At 36.9% G+C, this 14,890-nt stretch carries 14 protein-coding genes; 4 read left to right on the top strand and 10 right to left on the bottom strand.

What is annotated here, in order from left to right; genetic code table 11:
* Positions 1 to 59: 59 nt before the first annotated feature.
* The 10 genes from typA to EKM64_RS08600 all read right to left on the bottom strand — a co-directional run bounded on the left by typA (position 60) and on the right by EKM64_RS08600 (position 10,400).
* A complete protein-coding gene (gene typA, locus EKM64_RS08645) occupies positions 60 to 1,925 on the bottom strand; it encodes a translational GTPase TypA (RefSeq protein WP_125677659.1) in 1,866 nt (621 codons plus the stop codon).
* Positions 1,926 to 1,990: 65 nt separating this feature from the next.
* A complete protein-coding gene (locus EKM64_RS08640) occupies positions 1,991 to 2,767 on the bottom strand; it encodes an inositol monophosphatase family protein (RefSeq protein WP_125677657.1) in 777 nt (258 codons plus the stop codon).
* Positions 2,751 to 3,044, bottom strand: a complete 294-nt coding sequence (locus EKM64_RS08635; protein WP_125677655.1) for a UPF0223 family protein — start codon at positions 3,042 to 3,044, stop codon at positions 2,751 to 2,753. The genes EKM64_RS08640 and EKM64_RS08635 overlap by 17 nt, the downstream gene beginning before the upstream one ends.
* 154 nt (positions 3,045 to 3,198) lie before the next feature.
* A complete protein-coding gene (lpdA, locus tag EKM64_RS08630) occupies positions 3,199 to 4,626 on the bottom strand; it encodes a dihydrolipoyl dehydrogenase (protein ID WP_125677654.1) in 1,428 nt (475 codons plus the stop codon).
* 7 nt (positions 4,627 to 4,633) lie between these two features.
* The gene (locus EKM64_RS08625) at positions 4,634 to 5,923 is read right to left on the bottom strand and encodes a 2-oxo acid dehydrogenase subunit E2 (RefSeq protein WP_125677652.1); all 1,290 of its coding nucleotides are present in this window, start codon (positions 5,921 to 5,923) and stop codon (positions 4,634 to 4,636) included.
* A 45-nt stretch (positions 5,924 to 5,968) separates the two neighbouring features.
* Entirely contained in the window at positions 5,969 to 6,946 is a 978-nt protein-coding gene (locus tag EKM64_RS08620) for an alpha-ketoacid dehydrogenase subunit beta (protein WP_125677650.1), read from the bottom strand.
* Between the two features lie 2 nt (positions 6,947 to 6,948).
* The gene (pdhA, locus tag EKM64_RS08615; RefSeq protein ID WP_125677648.1) at positions 6,949 to 8,049 is read right to left on the bottom strand and encodes a pyruvate dehydrogenase (acetyl-transferring) E1 component subunit alpha; all 1,101 of its coding nucleotides are present in this window, start codon (positions 8,047 to 8,049) and stop codon (positions 6,949 to 6,951) included.
* 155 nt (positions 8,050 to 8,204) lie between these two features.
* Entirely contained in the window at positions 8,205 to 9,203 is a 999-nt protein-coding gene (locus EKM64_RS08610) for a D-2-hydroxyacid dehydrogenase (protein ID WP_125677646.1), read from the bottom strand.
* 21 nt (positions 9,204 to 9,224) lie between these two features.
* Positions 9,225 to 9,971, bottom strand: a complete 747-nt coding sequence (locus tag EKM64_RS08605) for an LrgB family protein (RefSeq protein ID WP_125677644.1) — start codon at positions 9,969 to 9,971, stop codon at positions 9,225 to 9,227.
* A gap of 3 nt (positions 9,972 to 9,974) precedes the next feature.
* Entirely contained in the window at positions 9,975 to 10,400 is a 426-nt protein-coding gene (locus EKM64_RS08600; protein ID WP_125677642.1) for a CidA/LrgA family protein, read from the bottom strand.
* A 797-nt stretch (positions 10,401 to 11,197) separates the two neighbouring features.
* Here EKM64_RS08600 and def point away from each other — a divergent pair.
* The 4 genes from def to EKM64_RS08580 all read left to right on the top strand — a co-directional run bounded on the left by def (position 11,198) and on the right by EKM64_RS08580 (position 14,791).
* Positions 11,198 to 11,758 carry a peptide deformylase gene (def, locus tag EKM64_RS08595; protein WP_125677640.1) on the top strand — a complete coding sequence of 187 codons (561 nt, stop codon included), beginning with the start codon at positions 11,198 to 11,200 and terminating at the stop codon, positions 11,756 to 11,758.
* Between the two features lie 133 nt (positions 11,759 to 11,891).
* The gene (locus EKM64_RS08590) at positions 11,892 to 12,104 is read left to right on the top strand and encodes a DNA-directed RNA polymerase subunit epsilon (protein ID WP_125677638.1); all 213 of its coding nucleotides are present in this window, start codon (positions 11,892 to 11,894) and stop codon (positions 12,102 to 12,104) included.
* A 3-nt stretch (positions 12,105 to 12,107) separates the two neighbouring features.
* Entirely contained in the window at positions 12,108 to 13,796 is a 1,689-nt protein-coding gene (gene rnjA / locus EKM64_RS08585; protein WP_125677636.1) for a ribonuclease J1, read from the top strand.
* 44 nt (positions 13,797 to 13,840) lie between these two features.
* Positions 13,841 to 14,791: a diacylglycerol/lipid kinase family protein gene (locus EKM64_RS08580; RefSeq protein ID WP_125677634.1), complete on the top strand. Its 951-nt coding sequence runs from the start codon at positions 13,841 to 13,843 to the stop codon at positions 14,789 to 14,791.
* Positions 14,792 to 14,890: the final 99 nt, after the last annotated feature.

Genomic DNA, 14,890 nt, shown 5'->3' with positions numbered 1-14,890 from the left:
TTACAAGAATAAATAAAAAAGGTATAACATCGAATGATGTTATACCTGATTAAGCTATATTAAGCTTTCTTAGACATTTTTCTTTGCTTATCATACTTCTTACGTTCATTTGTGCTTAAGATCTTCTTACGTAGTCTAACGCTCTTAGGTGTTACTTCACAAAGTTCGTCTTCATTTAGGAATTCAATTGATTGTTCAAGTGACATTTCCTTAGGAGTTTTGATTGCAGCAGCGTGATCTTTACCAGCAGCACGAGTATTTGTAAGGTTCTTACCTTTTGTAACAGTAACGGCGATATCTTGATCACGATTACTTTCACCAACAACCATACCCTCGTATACTTCAACACCGGCACCGATAAATAATTTTCCACGATCTTCAACTGATTGTAAACTATATGTAGTTGAAGGGCCTTGGTTGATTGAAACCAAAGCACCAGTTCTTCTACCTGGTTCCCAGTTTTTAACAACTGGTTTGTATTCTTCGTATGTGTGGTTCATGATACCGTAACCACCAGTCATTGATAAGAATTCAGTTGAGTAACCGATCAACCCACGTGAGGGAGCTGAGAAGATCAAACGTGTTTGACCATTTCCAGTACTTTCCATGTTCTTCATGTCACCTTTTCTCTGTGACATTGAATCGATAACTGATCCAACATATTCGTCAGGTGTATCAATTGTAACCTCTTCGAAAGGTTCGCTATTTACGCCATCAACGTTCTTGTAAATAACTTCTGGACGAGAAAGTTGTAATTCGAATCCTTCACGTCTCATTTCTTCAACAAGGATCGACAAGTGAAGTTCACCACGTCCTGAAACCATCCAAGCACCAGCTTGATCAGTATCTTCAACTTTAAGTGAAACATCAGTATGTAATTGTCTTCTTAAACGTTCTTCAATCTTTCTAGCAGTAACTTCTGTACCTTCACGACCAGCGAAAGGTGAGTTGTTTTGTAAGAAAGTCATTTGAAGTGTTGGTTCATCAATACGTAATAATGGAAGTGCTTCTTCATGGTCGACTGGACAAACAGTTTCACCAACATAGATATCTTCCATACCAGAAACAGCAATCAAATCTCCGGCCTTAGCTTCTTGAACTTCAACACGATCAAGACCCATGAAACCAAATATCTTAGTGACACGGAAATTCTTAGTCGATCCGTCAAGCTTCATAACAGTAACATTGTCACCGATTTTGATAGTTCCACGGAAGACACGACCAATACCGATACGTCCAACATAATCATTATAATCAAGTAAAGCAACTTGGAATTGTAATGGTTCGTCAGAGTTATCTACTGGAGCTGGAATAGTCTTCAAAATTGTGTCAAACAATGGATCCATTGTGTGTTTTTGTGCAGCTGGATCTGAATCATAGCTTGATGTTCCGTTGATAGCTGAAGCATAAATAACAGGAAAATCAAGTTGTGTATCATCAGCACCTAATTCGATAAACAATTCAAGAACTTCGTCAACAACTTCTTCAGGACGAGCACCTGGTCTATCAATTTTGTTGATAACAACAATAGGTGTAAGGTGTTGTTCCAAAGCTTTCTTTAGAACGAAACGTGTTTGAGGCATAGTTCCTTCGTATGCATCAACAACAAGTAGAACACCATCAACCATCTTCATGATACGCTCAACTTCACCACCGAAATCGGCATGTCCTGGTGTATCCAAAATATTGATCTTTTTGCCATTGTAATCAACGGCTGTATTCTTTGAAAGAATTGTGATACCACGTTCCTTTTCGATAGCGTTGGTATCCATAGCACGATCTTGAATTTGGTAATGTTCCCCTAATGTATCTGATTGTTTTAACATTTCATTAACTAAGGTTGTCTTACCGTGGTCAACGTGGGCGATAATGGCAATATTTCTAATATCTTCTCTTAATTTAGTCAAAGTACTTCTTCCTTCCATTAATAGTAATGCGACTGGATTACTTGCAATAAAAAAACTGTGATTGTAATTCACAGTTTCAGTTATTATTTTTTAACTGTCTTTAGTACCTCTGAAACAACTTTTTCAGTACCAACTATTACGACTTGTGATTTTAGCATATTTACAGGGCTATCGTCAATAGTCGAGACCTTCAAACCGAGACTTTCACAGAGTACTCGACCCGCGGCTAGATCCCAAGGAGCCAAATAAGACATGTATAGAACCTCTCTACCAAAGATTAAATGTTCAAAAATAATCCCTGCACTACCATAAATCCTCAACCCGCTACTTTTTTGGACAACCGCTTGAGAATTAAAACGATCTGCTACAACCATAGGCCAGCTGATGTCAACTAGACCTTCTGGTAATGACTGATTTTTAGGACTGATCACTTTTTCTTTATTTCTAAAAATTCCATAATCAGGTCCACCATGATAGATTTCTTGTTTAATAACATCAATTATTGCGCCTAGAAACGGTTTGCCATCCAGATAAACTCCTATCATCGAGGCAAAATCATCGCGTCGTTTCACAAAGTTCATTGTACCATCAATCGGGTCAACAAAGAAAACTAATCCGGACATATCTTTTACGACATCTCCATAGCCTTCTTCACTAAAGATAGTTGCATCAGTATATTTTTCTTTTATTTTGCCAACTAACCATTTCTCAGTAGATTTATCAAAGTTGGTTACCAAGTCGATCCGGCTACTTTTTGTCCCAACAGACTTATCCTTTTTGGAGTCCACTAAGAGGCTTTTCCCAACTTCACTTAGTAATTCAACTAGGAATTCATCCATCTCTTTAATATTTATTTTCATATTGAACCCTTACTTTCTCATTATCAGGTATTTTTTGACATTGCTTAAATACTTTATAGATGGAATATCCTGACTCAGTCTCAAATTCATGATCCAGACGTTTCTGCTCCATCTTCATTGATACCACCTGTTGAAATGATCGATATTTATTTAAAAAATCTTCTCGTTTAATACCATGCTCATAGGCTGACTCAACCGCATTGTATAGTGCCATTACTGTAATTATTTCATCATTGTTCCAATCTTCATCTAATGGATAACTATAGTTTTCGCGCATAAGTATTCCCCTTTTCAACCATTTACTATACTATACAAAAAAAGTGATGCAAGTGCATCACCTATTACTTAAATCAGCTAATTTGCCAATCTGTCCAACCCAAAAAAGATCAGAAATTCCTCACTGGAATCTCTGATCTTTTTTAAATTATTAACTAAATATGTGTAGGATATCCGATAAGAATGTCGGCTGCTTCTTGAATTGGTTCGCCCAATGTTGGATGTGGGTGAATTGTCAAGGCAATATCCTCGGCATTCAATTGACAGTTAACAGCAACACTTAATTCAGAGATCAAGTCACTAGCACCAGGGCCAACGATTTGTGCACCAATAAGTGTACCAGTATCTTTCTTAGCAATTAATCTTACAAAACCTTCTGGAGCATCTAATGATACGGCACGAGCATTACCAGCAAATGGGAACTTAGCTGATGAAACTTCAATACCTTTATCCTTAGCTTCGGCTTGCGTTAGACCAACGCTTGCTAATTCTGGGTCTGTAAAGCAGACAGCAGGAACACCGATAAAGTCATTAGCAGTATTCTTTCCAGAAATAGCACCTGCAGCAGTTTTAGCTTCAAAGAAAGCCTTATGAGCCAAAGCTGGACCAGGAACAATATCACCAATAGCATAAATATTAGGAACATTTGTACGACCTTGTGCGTCGACTTCAATAAGTCCACGATCTGTAGTCTTAACAGTTGTCATTTCAAGACCAAAGTTGTCAGTATTAGGACGACGTCCAACAGTTACCATACAGTAATCTGCAACAACTTTTGCTTCTTTACCATCAACTTCATAAGTAACAGTAACGTTGTCTTTAGCGTTTTCACCCTTCTTAGCCATGGCATTATTAACGATAGTAACGCCTTTCTTTTCAAGGTTCTTCTTAACAACTGAAACCATATCCTTTTCAAAATTAGGAATGATTTGTGGTGTACCTTCAAGGATAGTAACATGTGCACCTAAGTCAGCATATGCGCCGGCTAATTCAGTACCAACATATCCACCACCGATGATTACAAGTTCCTTAGGAACTTCTTTAAAGTTCAAACCACCAGTTGAATCAACGATTCTGTCTTCAAACTTGAATCCTTTGATTTCAACGGGACGACTACCAGTAGCAAGAATCAAATTCTTGAACTTGATAGTTTGACCGCCACCATTATCCATAAATTGACGAGGGCCAGCAGGCATGATACGTAGTTGTGTATCGTTGTCCAAGTATGCTTCTCCTTGGATCAATTCAACTTTATGCTTCTTCAAAAGCATATTTACACCATTTGTCATACGTGCAACAACTTTTTCGTCTTTCCAAGCTTGTGTCTTTGTGAAGTCAATTGTGGCTTCTTTTGTTGTAATACCATATGTTTCGGCATTCTTAGCTTGTTGTAGTCTGTGTCCGGCTGTAATTAAAGCCTTTGAAGGAACACATCCAACGTTTAAACAAACTCCACCAACAGTATCTGATTTTTCAATTACGGTTACTGATTGTCCTAATTCAGCGGCACGAATAGCGGCAACATATCCGCCGGGTCCCGAACCAATGATAACAGTATCTTTTTCTACAACATTATCTGCCATTTTTAAACTAGCCCTCCATTAGTAGCATATCTGGTTCATGCAACAATTTCTTCATGAGGTTCAAGGCATTTTGTGCCAATGCACCGTCAATTAGTCTGTGATCATAACTTAGTGAAAGCTTCAACATCTTACCAACTTGGATGTTTCCGTCTTCATCAACGTAAGGTTCGTTAGCAATCTTACCAACACCTAAAATAGCACTTTCAGGTTGATTGATAACTGGTGTAAACCAGCCACCACCGATTGAACCAACATTACTGATAGTGATTGAACCACCAGACATTGACTTAGCATTCAATTTGTTGTCATATGCAGCTTGAGTATTTTCTGTGATTTCCTTGGCAATTTGGAACATTCCCTTAGAATCAGCATCTTTAATATTTGGTACATACAAACCATGATCTGTGTTTGTAGCAATACCAACGTTAAAGTAGTGCTTGTAAACGATTTCTTCAGTTGTATCATCAATAGAAGCGTTGAATTCAGGATATTCCTTCATAACAGCAACTAAGGCTTTAACGATATATGGCAAGAATGTTAGCTTGATATCTTTATCAGCAGCAACTGCCTTGTACTTCTTACGGTTAGCCATCAAAGCTGAAACTTCAACATCATCGAAACTTGTAACATGTGGAGTTCTGTGCTTAGAATTTGACATTGCTTTAGCAATGGCTTTTCTAGTCATAGTCATCTTTTCACGTGTTTCAAGTTCTGGATTATCTGACTTGTAAGGTCTGATTGCTGTAGCTGTTGCAGCAGGTGCGGCTGCGGCAGCTGGTGCAGCTTCCTTAGCAGGAGCAGCTGCAGCACCGTTAAATCCTTCAACGTCAGCCTTTGTAATTTGTCCATGGTCACCAGTTGGTGTAACTTGTGATAAATCGACACCCTTATCACGTGCTAATTGACGTACTGATGGCATTGCTAAGTAATCAGCATTTGCTGATCCTGTAGCATCCTTAGCAGGTTCTGCTGCTGGTGCAGCTTCTTCTGCAGGTGCGGAAGCTGAGTCATCTGATGCGGCTGCAGCTGGAGCTTCCTCATCGTCGCCTGTATCAGCTGATCCATCATCAATAATGATCAATGTATCACCAATTTCTACAGTTTGTCCTTCTTGTGCAACGATTTGTTTAATAGTACCTGAGACTGGTGAAGGTAGTTCCTCAACAGACTTATCATTTTGGATTTCAACTAAAGAATCATCTTCTTTAACTGTGTCTCCTTCTTTAACAAGCCAGCTAGCGACTTCACCTTCGGCCATTCCTTCGCCTAGTTCTGGTAGCTTAAATTTAAATGCCATGGCTAGAATCCTTCCCTTCGATTACCTATCTATTAGTAGTTTTTATTAATAATTTAAAATTTCTTTAACTTTTTCTTCAATTTCATCTGCGCCTGGGATCCAAATATCTTCGGCTTGAGCAAATGGATAAACACTGTTTGGAGCGGCAACTCTACCAATAGGTGCATCAAGAGACATAATAGCATTTTCTGAGATGGCCGAAGCAACTTGTGCTCCAACACCAGCCATCTTTTGAGCTTCTTGTACAACTACAACTTTGTGTGTCTTTTCAATTGACTTGAAAATTGTTTCTGTATCGATAGGAGAAACAGTTCTTAAATCAATAACTTCAACAGAGATTTTTTCGTCAGCTAATTTTTCAGCAACTTTAAGTGCTTCATTAACTTCAGCACCATAGGCAACAATAGTAATATCTGTACCTTCACGTGAAACGTTAGCTTTGTCCAATGGAACTGTATACTTGCCATCAGGAATATCATCCTTCATTGAACGATATAACTTAAGGTTTTCCATAAATAAAACAGGGTCATTGTTTTCAACAGATGAAATCAATAGTCCTTTAGCATCATATGGATTACTTGGCATAACAACACGTAAGCCTGGTGTACCTGTAAAGTAGTTTTCTAGGTTATCAGCGTGCATTTCAGCGGTATGTGTACCACCACCATAAGGTGTACGGATTGTAACAGGTGATGTTTGTTTGCCATCAAAACGGAAGCGCATTCTTGCTTGTTGGCCAACAATTTGGTCAATAGCTTCAAATGAGAATCCCATAAATTGAATTTCGGGAATTGGACGCCAGCCAGTAACACCTAGACCAGTTGCCATACCTAAAATTCCAGATTCAGCCAATGGAGTATCGAAGACACGATCTTCACCATATTTCTCTTGAAGACCTTGTGTGGTTCTAAATACACCACCGTTTTTACCAACATCTTCACCGAAGATCAATGTTTTTGGATCTTCGTCTAAGACAATGTCAAGTGCGTCAGTAATTGCTTTAATATAGGTTTTCTTTGCCATCGTTACTTCGACTCCTTTTCTTCAAATTTTTCAATTTCGGCTTGTATTTCTGGAGTTGGGACTTCAAATGTACGCTTCAACATTGCTGGTACTGTATCTGGTTCAACAGCATCTGCTTCTTTGATAGCATCCTTGAATGATGCTTTATATTCATCAACAAGTTTTTCTTCATCCTCGTCTGACCATAGACCCTTGTCTTCAAGAACTTTTCTTAAACGAATCAATGGGTCTTTATCGAACCAAGGTTTTGTTTCTTCTTCAGTTCTGTAACGAGTAGGATCATCACCAGCACTTGAGTGAGCACCGTAACGATATGTTAATGTTTCAATCATAACTGGTCCATTACCGGCTGTAATATATTCACGAGCAGCCTTAGCAACTTTATAACAAGCTAAGATATCCATACCATCAACTTGAACACTAGGAATACCAGCAGCAACAGCCTTTTGAGCTAATGTTGGAGCAGCTGTTTGTTTGTGGCGTGGTGTTGAAATGGCAAAGCCATTATTTTGAACGATGAACAATGCTGGAGCTTGATAAGCACCTGCAAAGTTCATACCTTCATAACTATCACCTTGAGAAGTACCACCGTCACCAGTGTATGTGAATGCAATAGCATCTTCTTTATTCTTCTTAAGTCCTAAAGCAACACCGGCAGCCTCATCATAGGCAGCACCAATGATGATTTGTGGCATCATAGCACGTGCTTCATATTTGTTACCTACAACATGGCCTCTTGACCATAGGTATGCTTCTGTAACAGTAGCCCCATGTTGAATCAATTGAGGAACATCACGGTATGCTGGCAATAAGTAATCTTGCTTCTTCATTGCCAAAACAGTACCCATTTCAGAAGCTTCCTCTCCTTCTGTTGGTGCGTAGAATCCCATACGTCCTTGACGTGAGAAGTTCATAGTTTGTTCGTGCAATGCACGTTCCCAAACCATTTTCTTCATAAATTCAACTAAGTCATCATCTGAAAATGAATCAAAAGTTTTTTGATCCACAATTTCAGCGTTTTCATTTAAAACTTGAATTGGCTTTGGATTATTTGATAAATCTTTTTTAATAGTTTCAAAGTCAACAATCGGTTTGTTTGCCATTCTCTTACAGTCCTTTCATTAAAGAAACTCACCCGTCCAACCTGCATTGAAAGGGCTTTCACACTCTTTATACTATCATTGATTATGAAAAAAACAAGGGTTTTTTAACCGCTTTCAATAAAAAATTTCCGGTGAAATCCTTGTGAATGAATTAACTATTTTCCTAATTTAATTTCATTTTTAGAGGTACCTGTTTGCAGTTCCTCTACCATAGAATCTAGTGATATTGTAGCCATGTTCTTTACTGCCCTAGTAGTGTAAAAGGCAATATGAGGCGTGATGATAAATTTAGGATGTTTGATCATTGCTTCTAGTAGGTCGTCATTAAGTTCACTATTGGAAAGGTCGCTATTGAAAATACCAACCTCGTTTTCGTAAACATCAAGGACAGATCCGGCCAATTTACCGTTTTCTACTGCATCATAGAGATCTTTGGTCTTAATTAAGTCTCCACGTCCAGTATTGACAACAATTGCACCGTCTTTCATTCCTGAAATAGTGTCCTTATTAATGACCGTATTGCCTTTACCAAGACTAGGTAAATGAAGTGTTACAACATCCGAATTCTTTAAGAGCTCATCAAGACTATCAACATACATGCCTTGTTCTTCTAATTCTGAATTGTGAAATTTATCATAAGCGATAACTTTTGCCCCAAAACCTTGATAAATTTTAATTGCTGCGCGACCAATTCTTCCGGTACCAGCAACACCAACAGTAAGAGTATTTAGTTCTCTACCGATATCTGGTGCCCATCTAAAGTCATGATTATCTACTTTTCTGATCATAGATTTCATACTTCTTAGTAATGCCATTAATCCAGTCACTGAATATTCAGCAATAGCCTCTGGAGAATAGCTTGGAACATTTGTAAGTCTAATATCATTCTTTATAAGTGCGTCAATAGGTAAATTATCTGTTCCGACATTTCTCAGTGAAATAACATTAATACCATATTCTTTCATCTTGTCGAAAATAATTGGATCATATGGAAGTTGTTGGTAAGCCACAACACCATCGAATCCTTTTGCAGCTTCAATAGTTTCTGCAGTTAACAGGTCTGAAACGATTTTAACTTCAATATCGTTTTCTTTTGACCAATCCTTTATATATTGCATTTCATCTTCTCTTACACCATAGTCAATAAGCTTCATAACAATCTCCTTAGAAAAAAATTATTTTAAACCAATCAATCGTGCAAATAATGGAACAACAATATTGGTTACTATTCCCACAACAATGACGGCAATCGACGCCATCGCTCCTTCTATGGAACCAAGTTTTACAGCCTTGGCTGAACCGATCGTATGTCCAGAAGTACCTAAACCTAATCCAATACCGATAGGGTCAGTGTCAAGTTTCAACCACTTAACAAGCTGATCTCCTATCGCTAATACAATCACCGAATTTAAAATTACCGTCATAGCAGTAATAGCTGGTATACCGCCAATACTAGTTGATAGTGGTAAAGCAATGGCAGTTGTTGCTGATTGTGGTAATAATGAAGCGATTTCAGAATCGCTCAAGTTAAGAGCTCTGCACATTAAGTAGATAATGATCAAACTGATGAATAAACCTACTATTAAAGATAGTAGTATTTCGACCCAATAATCTTTGACAATATCATTTCGTTTATATAATGGAACTGCAAAAGATATTGTAGCTGGTCCTAAGAACCAGAATAATAAATTGGCGCCAATGAAGTTATCTTTACCACCATGCCAAAAAGCATCATATATTATAGTAGAAGAAACTCCCAAAGTTTGTTCTAAAATCCATAGTACAAAAATACCTAAAATCATTCCGACGAACAGTGGCTGAAATAAAAAGAAATTATTAAATCTATTAAATAAGTAGAGCCCAATTAAATAAACCACCACTGAAACAAATATTCCAAAGAATGTATTATTGATAAACTGCATATGTCATGCCCTCCTGTTTCTAATTTTCTTACTAATAGAAATGAAAAGTCGTGCAGTAAAGGTTACAGTTATCAATAATATTATCGTTGAAGCGATAATCGCAATGATTAAAGTAATTCCATCCTCCTTAATTAGATCCAAACTTTTGTACATCTGAATACCAGATGGAACGAAGAAAACTCCGATAATTCCAATCAAAAAGCCAGATAACTTTTCAACTTGGTGTAATTTAACTACATGTGTTGTTAAAAGCACATAGAGAATTATCAAACCCCAAACTGGTACTGGTACTGGAAATGCTTTCGGCATTATCACAGATAAAATATTAGATACAAACAATACCGCAGCAAAAATTCCGAGCTGGATTATTACGGGAGAGGCATCTTTTTGCTCCTCTTCGGCAATCCGTTCTTTCTCAGTTTTGTTCATAAGTATATTCCCCTTTAGTTCTGCTGAAAACGGTTACATCGGTGTGCGAGCTTATCTTATCATGATTCTTCAGGGCATGGCAACTAAGTTCATTTACTCACATTTGACAGCTTAAAAGTGAAAATGACCTTAAAAGTATTATTAAGTTCCTTCTATATCAGACACCAAAAAATGTTCATTTAGTTATTTGATTCACAATTATCATTTTTTTGTTCAATATTAATAAAAAATAAAAAAAATATTTTTTATTGTCAATATGTCTATAAATTAAAGTCTTGTTTTTAAGTGTAATAATAAGTGATATTCATATCAAAAATATCCAATGATACCGTAGAAACCTTCGTTAAGATCCTCTGACAAGGTATTGGAACCAGTAGTTATAGGCATTGTTCCCAAAAAAACATCATACCGTCTAAGATTCAACAATAAGACCCTTTATAAAGATTTCACGAGTAACATTGAATGATTTAACGCCTTCTTTCTGCGATTTAATAAATGATCTATAGAGAAAGTTTTTCTTTCTGAAAGTTTAAAGGTAAAACTTGGGAAATTATTTTCAAAAATTTGATATTTTTTCAAAAGCAAAAAAAGCGATGCCCAAATGGTTTTGATAGTAATTTTAGAATCCCGATTCCTAATCTTCCTATTAAAAGGCACAAATAGACATCTTAATTAACAAAAATCAATCTGACCAAATAAATTTGTAAAGTAATTTAAGTTATATTTCATTTTTTAACGTAAAATAATTTATAATAGAAGTACTGGTATAACTCAAATCTAAATATCTGGAGGAAATTATGTATTTAATGAAAGACATCGTTCGCGATGGTGACCCTGTATTAAGAAAAGTATCTAAAAAAGTTGAATTCCCATTGAGTGATGAAGATAAGAAATTAGCTGATGACATGATGGAATATCTGATCAACAGTCAAGATGAAAAAATTGCCGAGAAGCATCAGTTACGTGCCGGTGTCGGTTTAGCTGCTCCTCAAGTTGGAGTTTCTAAAATGATGGCATCCGTTTTGGTACCTGCAGAAGATGAGTCCGACAAACCTCAACTTAAAATTACTTTGATAAACCCTGTTATCATCAGAAACTCAGTTCAAAATGCTGCACTATCTGAAGGTGAAGGTTGTCTCTCTGTTGATAAAGACGTACCTGGATTCGTTCCTCGTTCAGATCGTATTACGATCAAATACGACGACTTCGATGGAAATTCGCAAACACTTCGTGTCAGAGATTATCCTGCTATCGTTTGCCAACACGAGATCGATCATTTAAATGGTCATTTATATTACGACAAGATAGACAAAAAAGAACCATTCGAACTCGATCCAAGTACCGTAGTAGTATCGTAAAATAGCGTTCAGTATACTTGAAACTGGTTCTATGTTACACTTGTTCCATCTGTATTATTGCACGTTTAATGGACAAGAAATTAATAAACGAAGCTGACCTGTTTCGTTAATAAACACTAAAGGAGAAACCAATTTGATTTATAAAGTTTTATATCAAGAAAGCGAACTAGATAACCCCCGTCGTGAATTTACTAAGTCACTATACATGAATGCTGACTCAAGTATCGAGGTTCGTGAAACAGTAGAAACAAAGACAAAGTACCATATTGAATTCATTCAGGAGCTTGATGAAAAACACTTGGAATATGAGCAAAAAGACCCTTCATACAAGCTCACGGAGTTTTAATTAATGTCGTTTAAAGTTAAAAATAATGAAGTTGCCGTATTCGCCATCGGGGGCCTTGGTGAAATCGGTAAAAATATGTACGGTGTTCAATATCAAGATGAATTAATTGTTATTGATGCCGGAATTAAGTTTCCAGAAGATGAACTGTTAGGAATTGACTATGTTATTTCTGATTACAGTTATCTTGTTCAAAATCAAGACAAAATTAAGGGACTATTTATTACCCATGGTCACGAAGATCATATTGGTGGTATTCCCTTCTTACTTCAAAAATTACCTAATATTCCTATATACGCTGGTCCATTAGCCTGTGCTCTAATAAAAGGTAAACTTGAAGAACATGGTTTGCTCAGAACTACTAAGATGTATCCCATTGAAGAAGACACCGTTATTAAATTTCCAAAAACTAGCGTTTCTTTCTTCAGAACAACTCACTCTATCCCCGATACTTTGGGTGTCGCAGTTCAAACGCCTCAAGGTACTATTGTAGAAACTGGTGATTTTAAATTTGATCTAACACCAGTAGCTGGTTTGCCTGCTCCAAACTTACAAAAAATGGCAAAATTGGGATCAGATGGAGTTTTATGTCTACTATCTGATAGTACAAATGCTGAAATACCAACATTTTCAAAATCTGAAAGATCAGTTGGACTAACAATTCATCAAATATTTGAAACAATAGAAGGCAGAATTATCTTTGCTACCTTCGCTTCTAATATTTATCGTGTATCACAAGCAGTTGATGCCGCCATGCAACAAGGACGGAAAATTGCCGTCTTTGGACGAAGCATGGAATCAGCAATTGCGAATGGTCGTGAATTAGGTTATCTCAATATTCCTGATGACATGATGATCGATCCACACGAATTGAATCAAACTCCCGCAAATGAGACTTTGATTCTTTGTACCGGATCACAGGGCGAACCATTAGCTGCTCTAAGTAGAATTGCTAACGGTACACATAGACAGATCAGTATTCAACCAGGCGATACGGTTATTTTCTCAAGTAACCCTATTCCTGGTAACACAATCAGCGTTAACCACTTGATCAATGAACTATCTGAAGCTGGTGCAGAAGTTATTCATGGTAAAGTAAACAATATCCATGCTTCTGGTCATGGTGGTCAAACTGAACAAGAATTAATGCTTCGACTAATGAAGCCTAAATTCTTTATGCCAATTCACGGTGAATACAGAATGTTGAAGATCCATACTGAATTAGCTGCTTTATGTGATGTGCCAATGGATCACTCTTTCCTACTAGAAAACGGCGATGTTTTAGCATTAACTAAAGATTCTGCCCATGTTGCTGGGCACTTCCCTGCCGGAGACGTTTACGTTGATGGTAAAGGTGTCGGCGATATTGGTAATGTAGTTATTCATGATCGACAAGTACTTTCCGAAGAAGGTATGGTTGTGGTAGTTGCTACTATCGACTATCAAAAACATATTGTACTTGCTGGACCTGATATCTTATCACGTGGATTTGTTTATATGCGTGAATCAGGTGAGTTGATCAATCAAGCTCAAAAACGCGTCTTCCATTTAATTAAAAGTGCCTTTGACGGTGAGGAAAAAGTTACTGAAGCATCATTGAAACGAATTATAATTGAAGGATTGCAAGAATTTCTATACAAACGTACAGCCAGAAATCCTGTGATTTTACCAATGATAATTTCCACTTCTATCTAAGCAGATCAAATTGATCTGCTTTTTTATTTTTTAAGGGGTTTATTATGACAAAAATTAGCAAACTGGAAATAATTTTAAATCGCAGAGCTGGTAATGGCGAATCATTACGAATCTGGAAAACTATTAAGCATTTTCTCAAACAAAACAATATTGACTTTCAAATTCACACCACACAAAAAAACGGTGACGGTATCCGAATTGCTAAAGAACTTGCTGACAATTTGGAACCAAACGCTAAGATATTAGTGTTGGGTGGCGATGGAACACTGAATCAGTCAGTCAACGGAGTTAAGAACTCTAAAAATCCCAATACGCCACTGGCTTACATACCCGCTGGATCCGGTAATGATTTTAGTCGCGGGATAAAATTGCATCATGTTAAACCATTGATCTTATTACAAAATATTTTGTCGATGAAGACACCACGTCCAATTGACATTGGCAAAGCAATTTTTCCTGAACAGACAAAATATTTTGTAAATAATATTGGAATTGGACTTGACGCTAATACTGTCTATACTACAAATCACTCTAAGAGAAAAGACTTCCTAAATAAAATGAAATTGGGGACTTTAGCATACGTTTCCAGTTTAGTGAAAGTCATCAAAGAACAAGAAGCATTTCCTCTAACAGTGACGACTGACGGCAGCATCAAAAAATTTGATCAGGCTTATATCGTTTCAGCAACCAATCATCCTTACTTTGGCGGTGGTGTGGCAATTGATCCTTTAGCAACTCCATTTGATGACAAATTGGATCTAGTCGTTGTTAATAAGATAACGGGAATGACATTCATTAAACTTTTCAGCAAATTATTGACGAATGGATCTCATTTACAAGATGAGAATGTTTGGCATACACAAGCTAAATCATTTACGTTAAGTAGTTTACATGATGAATACGGTCAAATGGATGGTGAAGAATTAACACCACAAGAATTTGAAATAAATTTTGAAGTTTCTTCACATCCCTTCTGGTTACCAGTTGAAAAGTAACAAAAAAAGATAGTCGATAGGTACTGAGTATATAATTTGATACAGATAAATAAGAGCACTTCTGAGAAAATAAATCTTGGAGGTGCTTTTGCTTTGACT

The organism is Companilactobacillus keshanensis (genome assembly GCF_003946205.1).
In the GTDB taxonomy this organism is placed as follows: domain Bacteria; phylum Bacillota; class Bacilli; order Lactobacillales; family Lactobacillaceae; genus Companilactobacillus; species Companilactobacillus keshanensis.
This window is presented reverse-complemented; position numbering and strand designations above follow the sequence as displayed.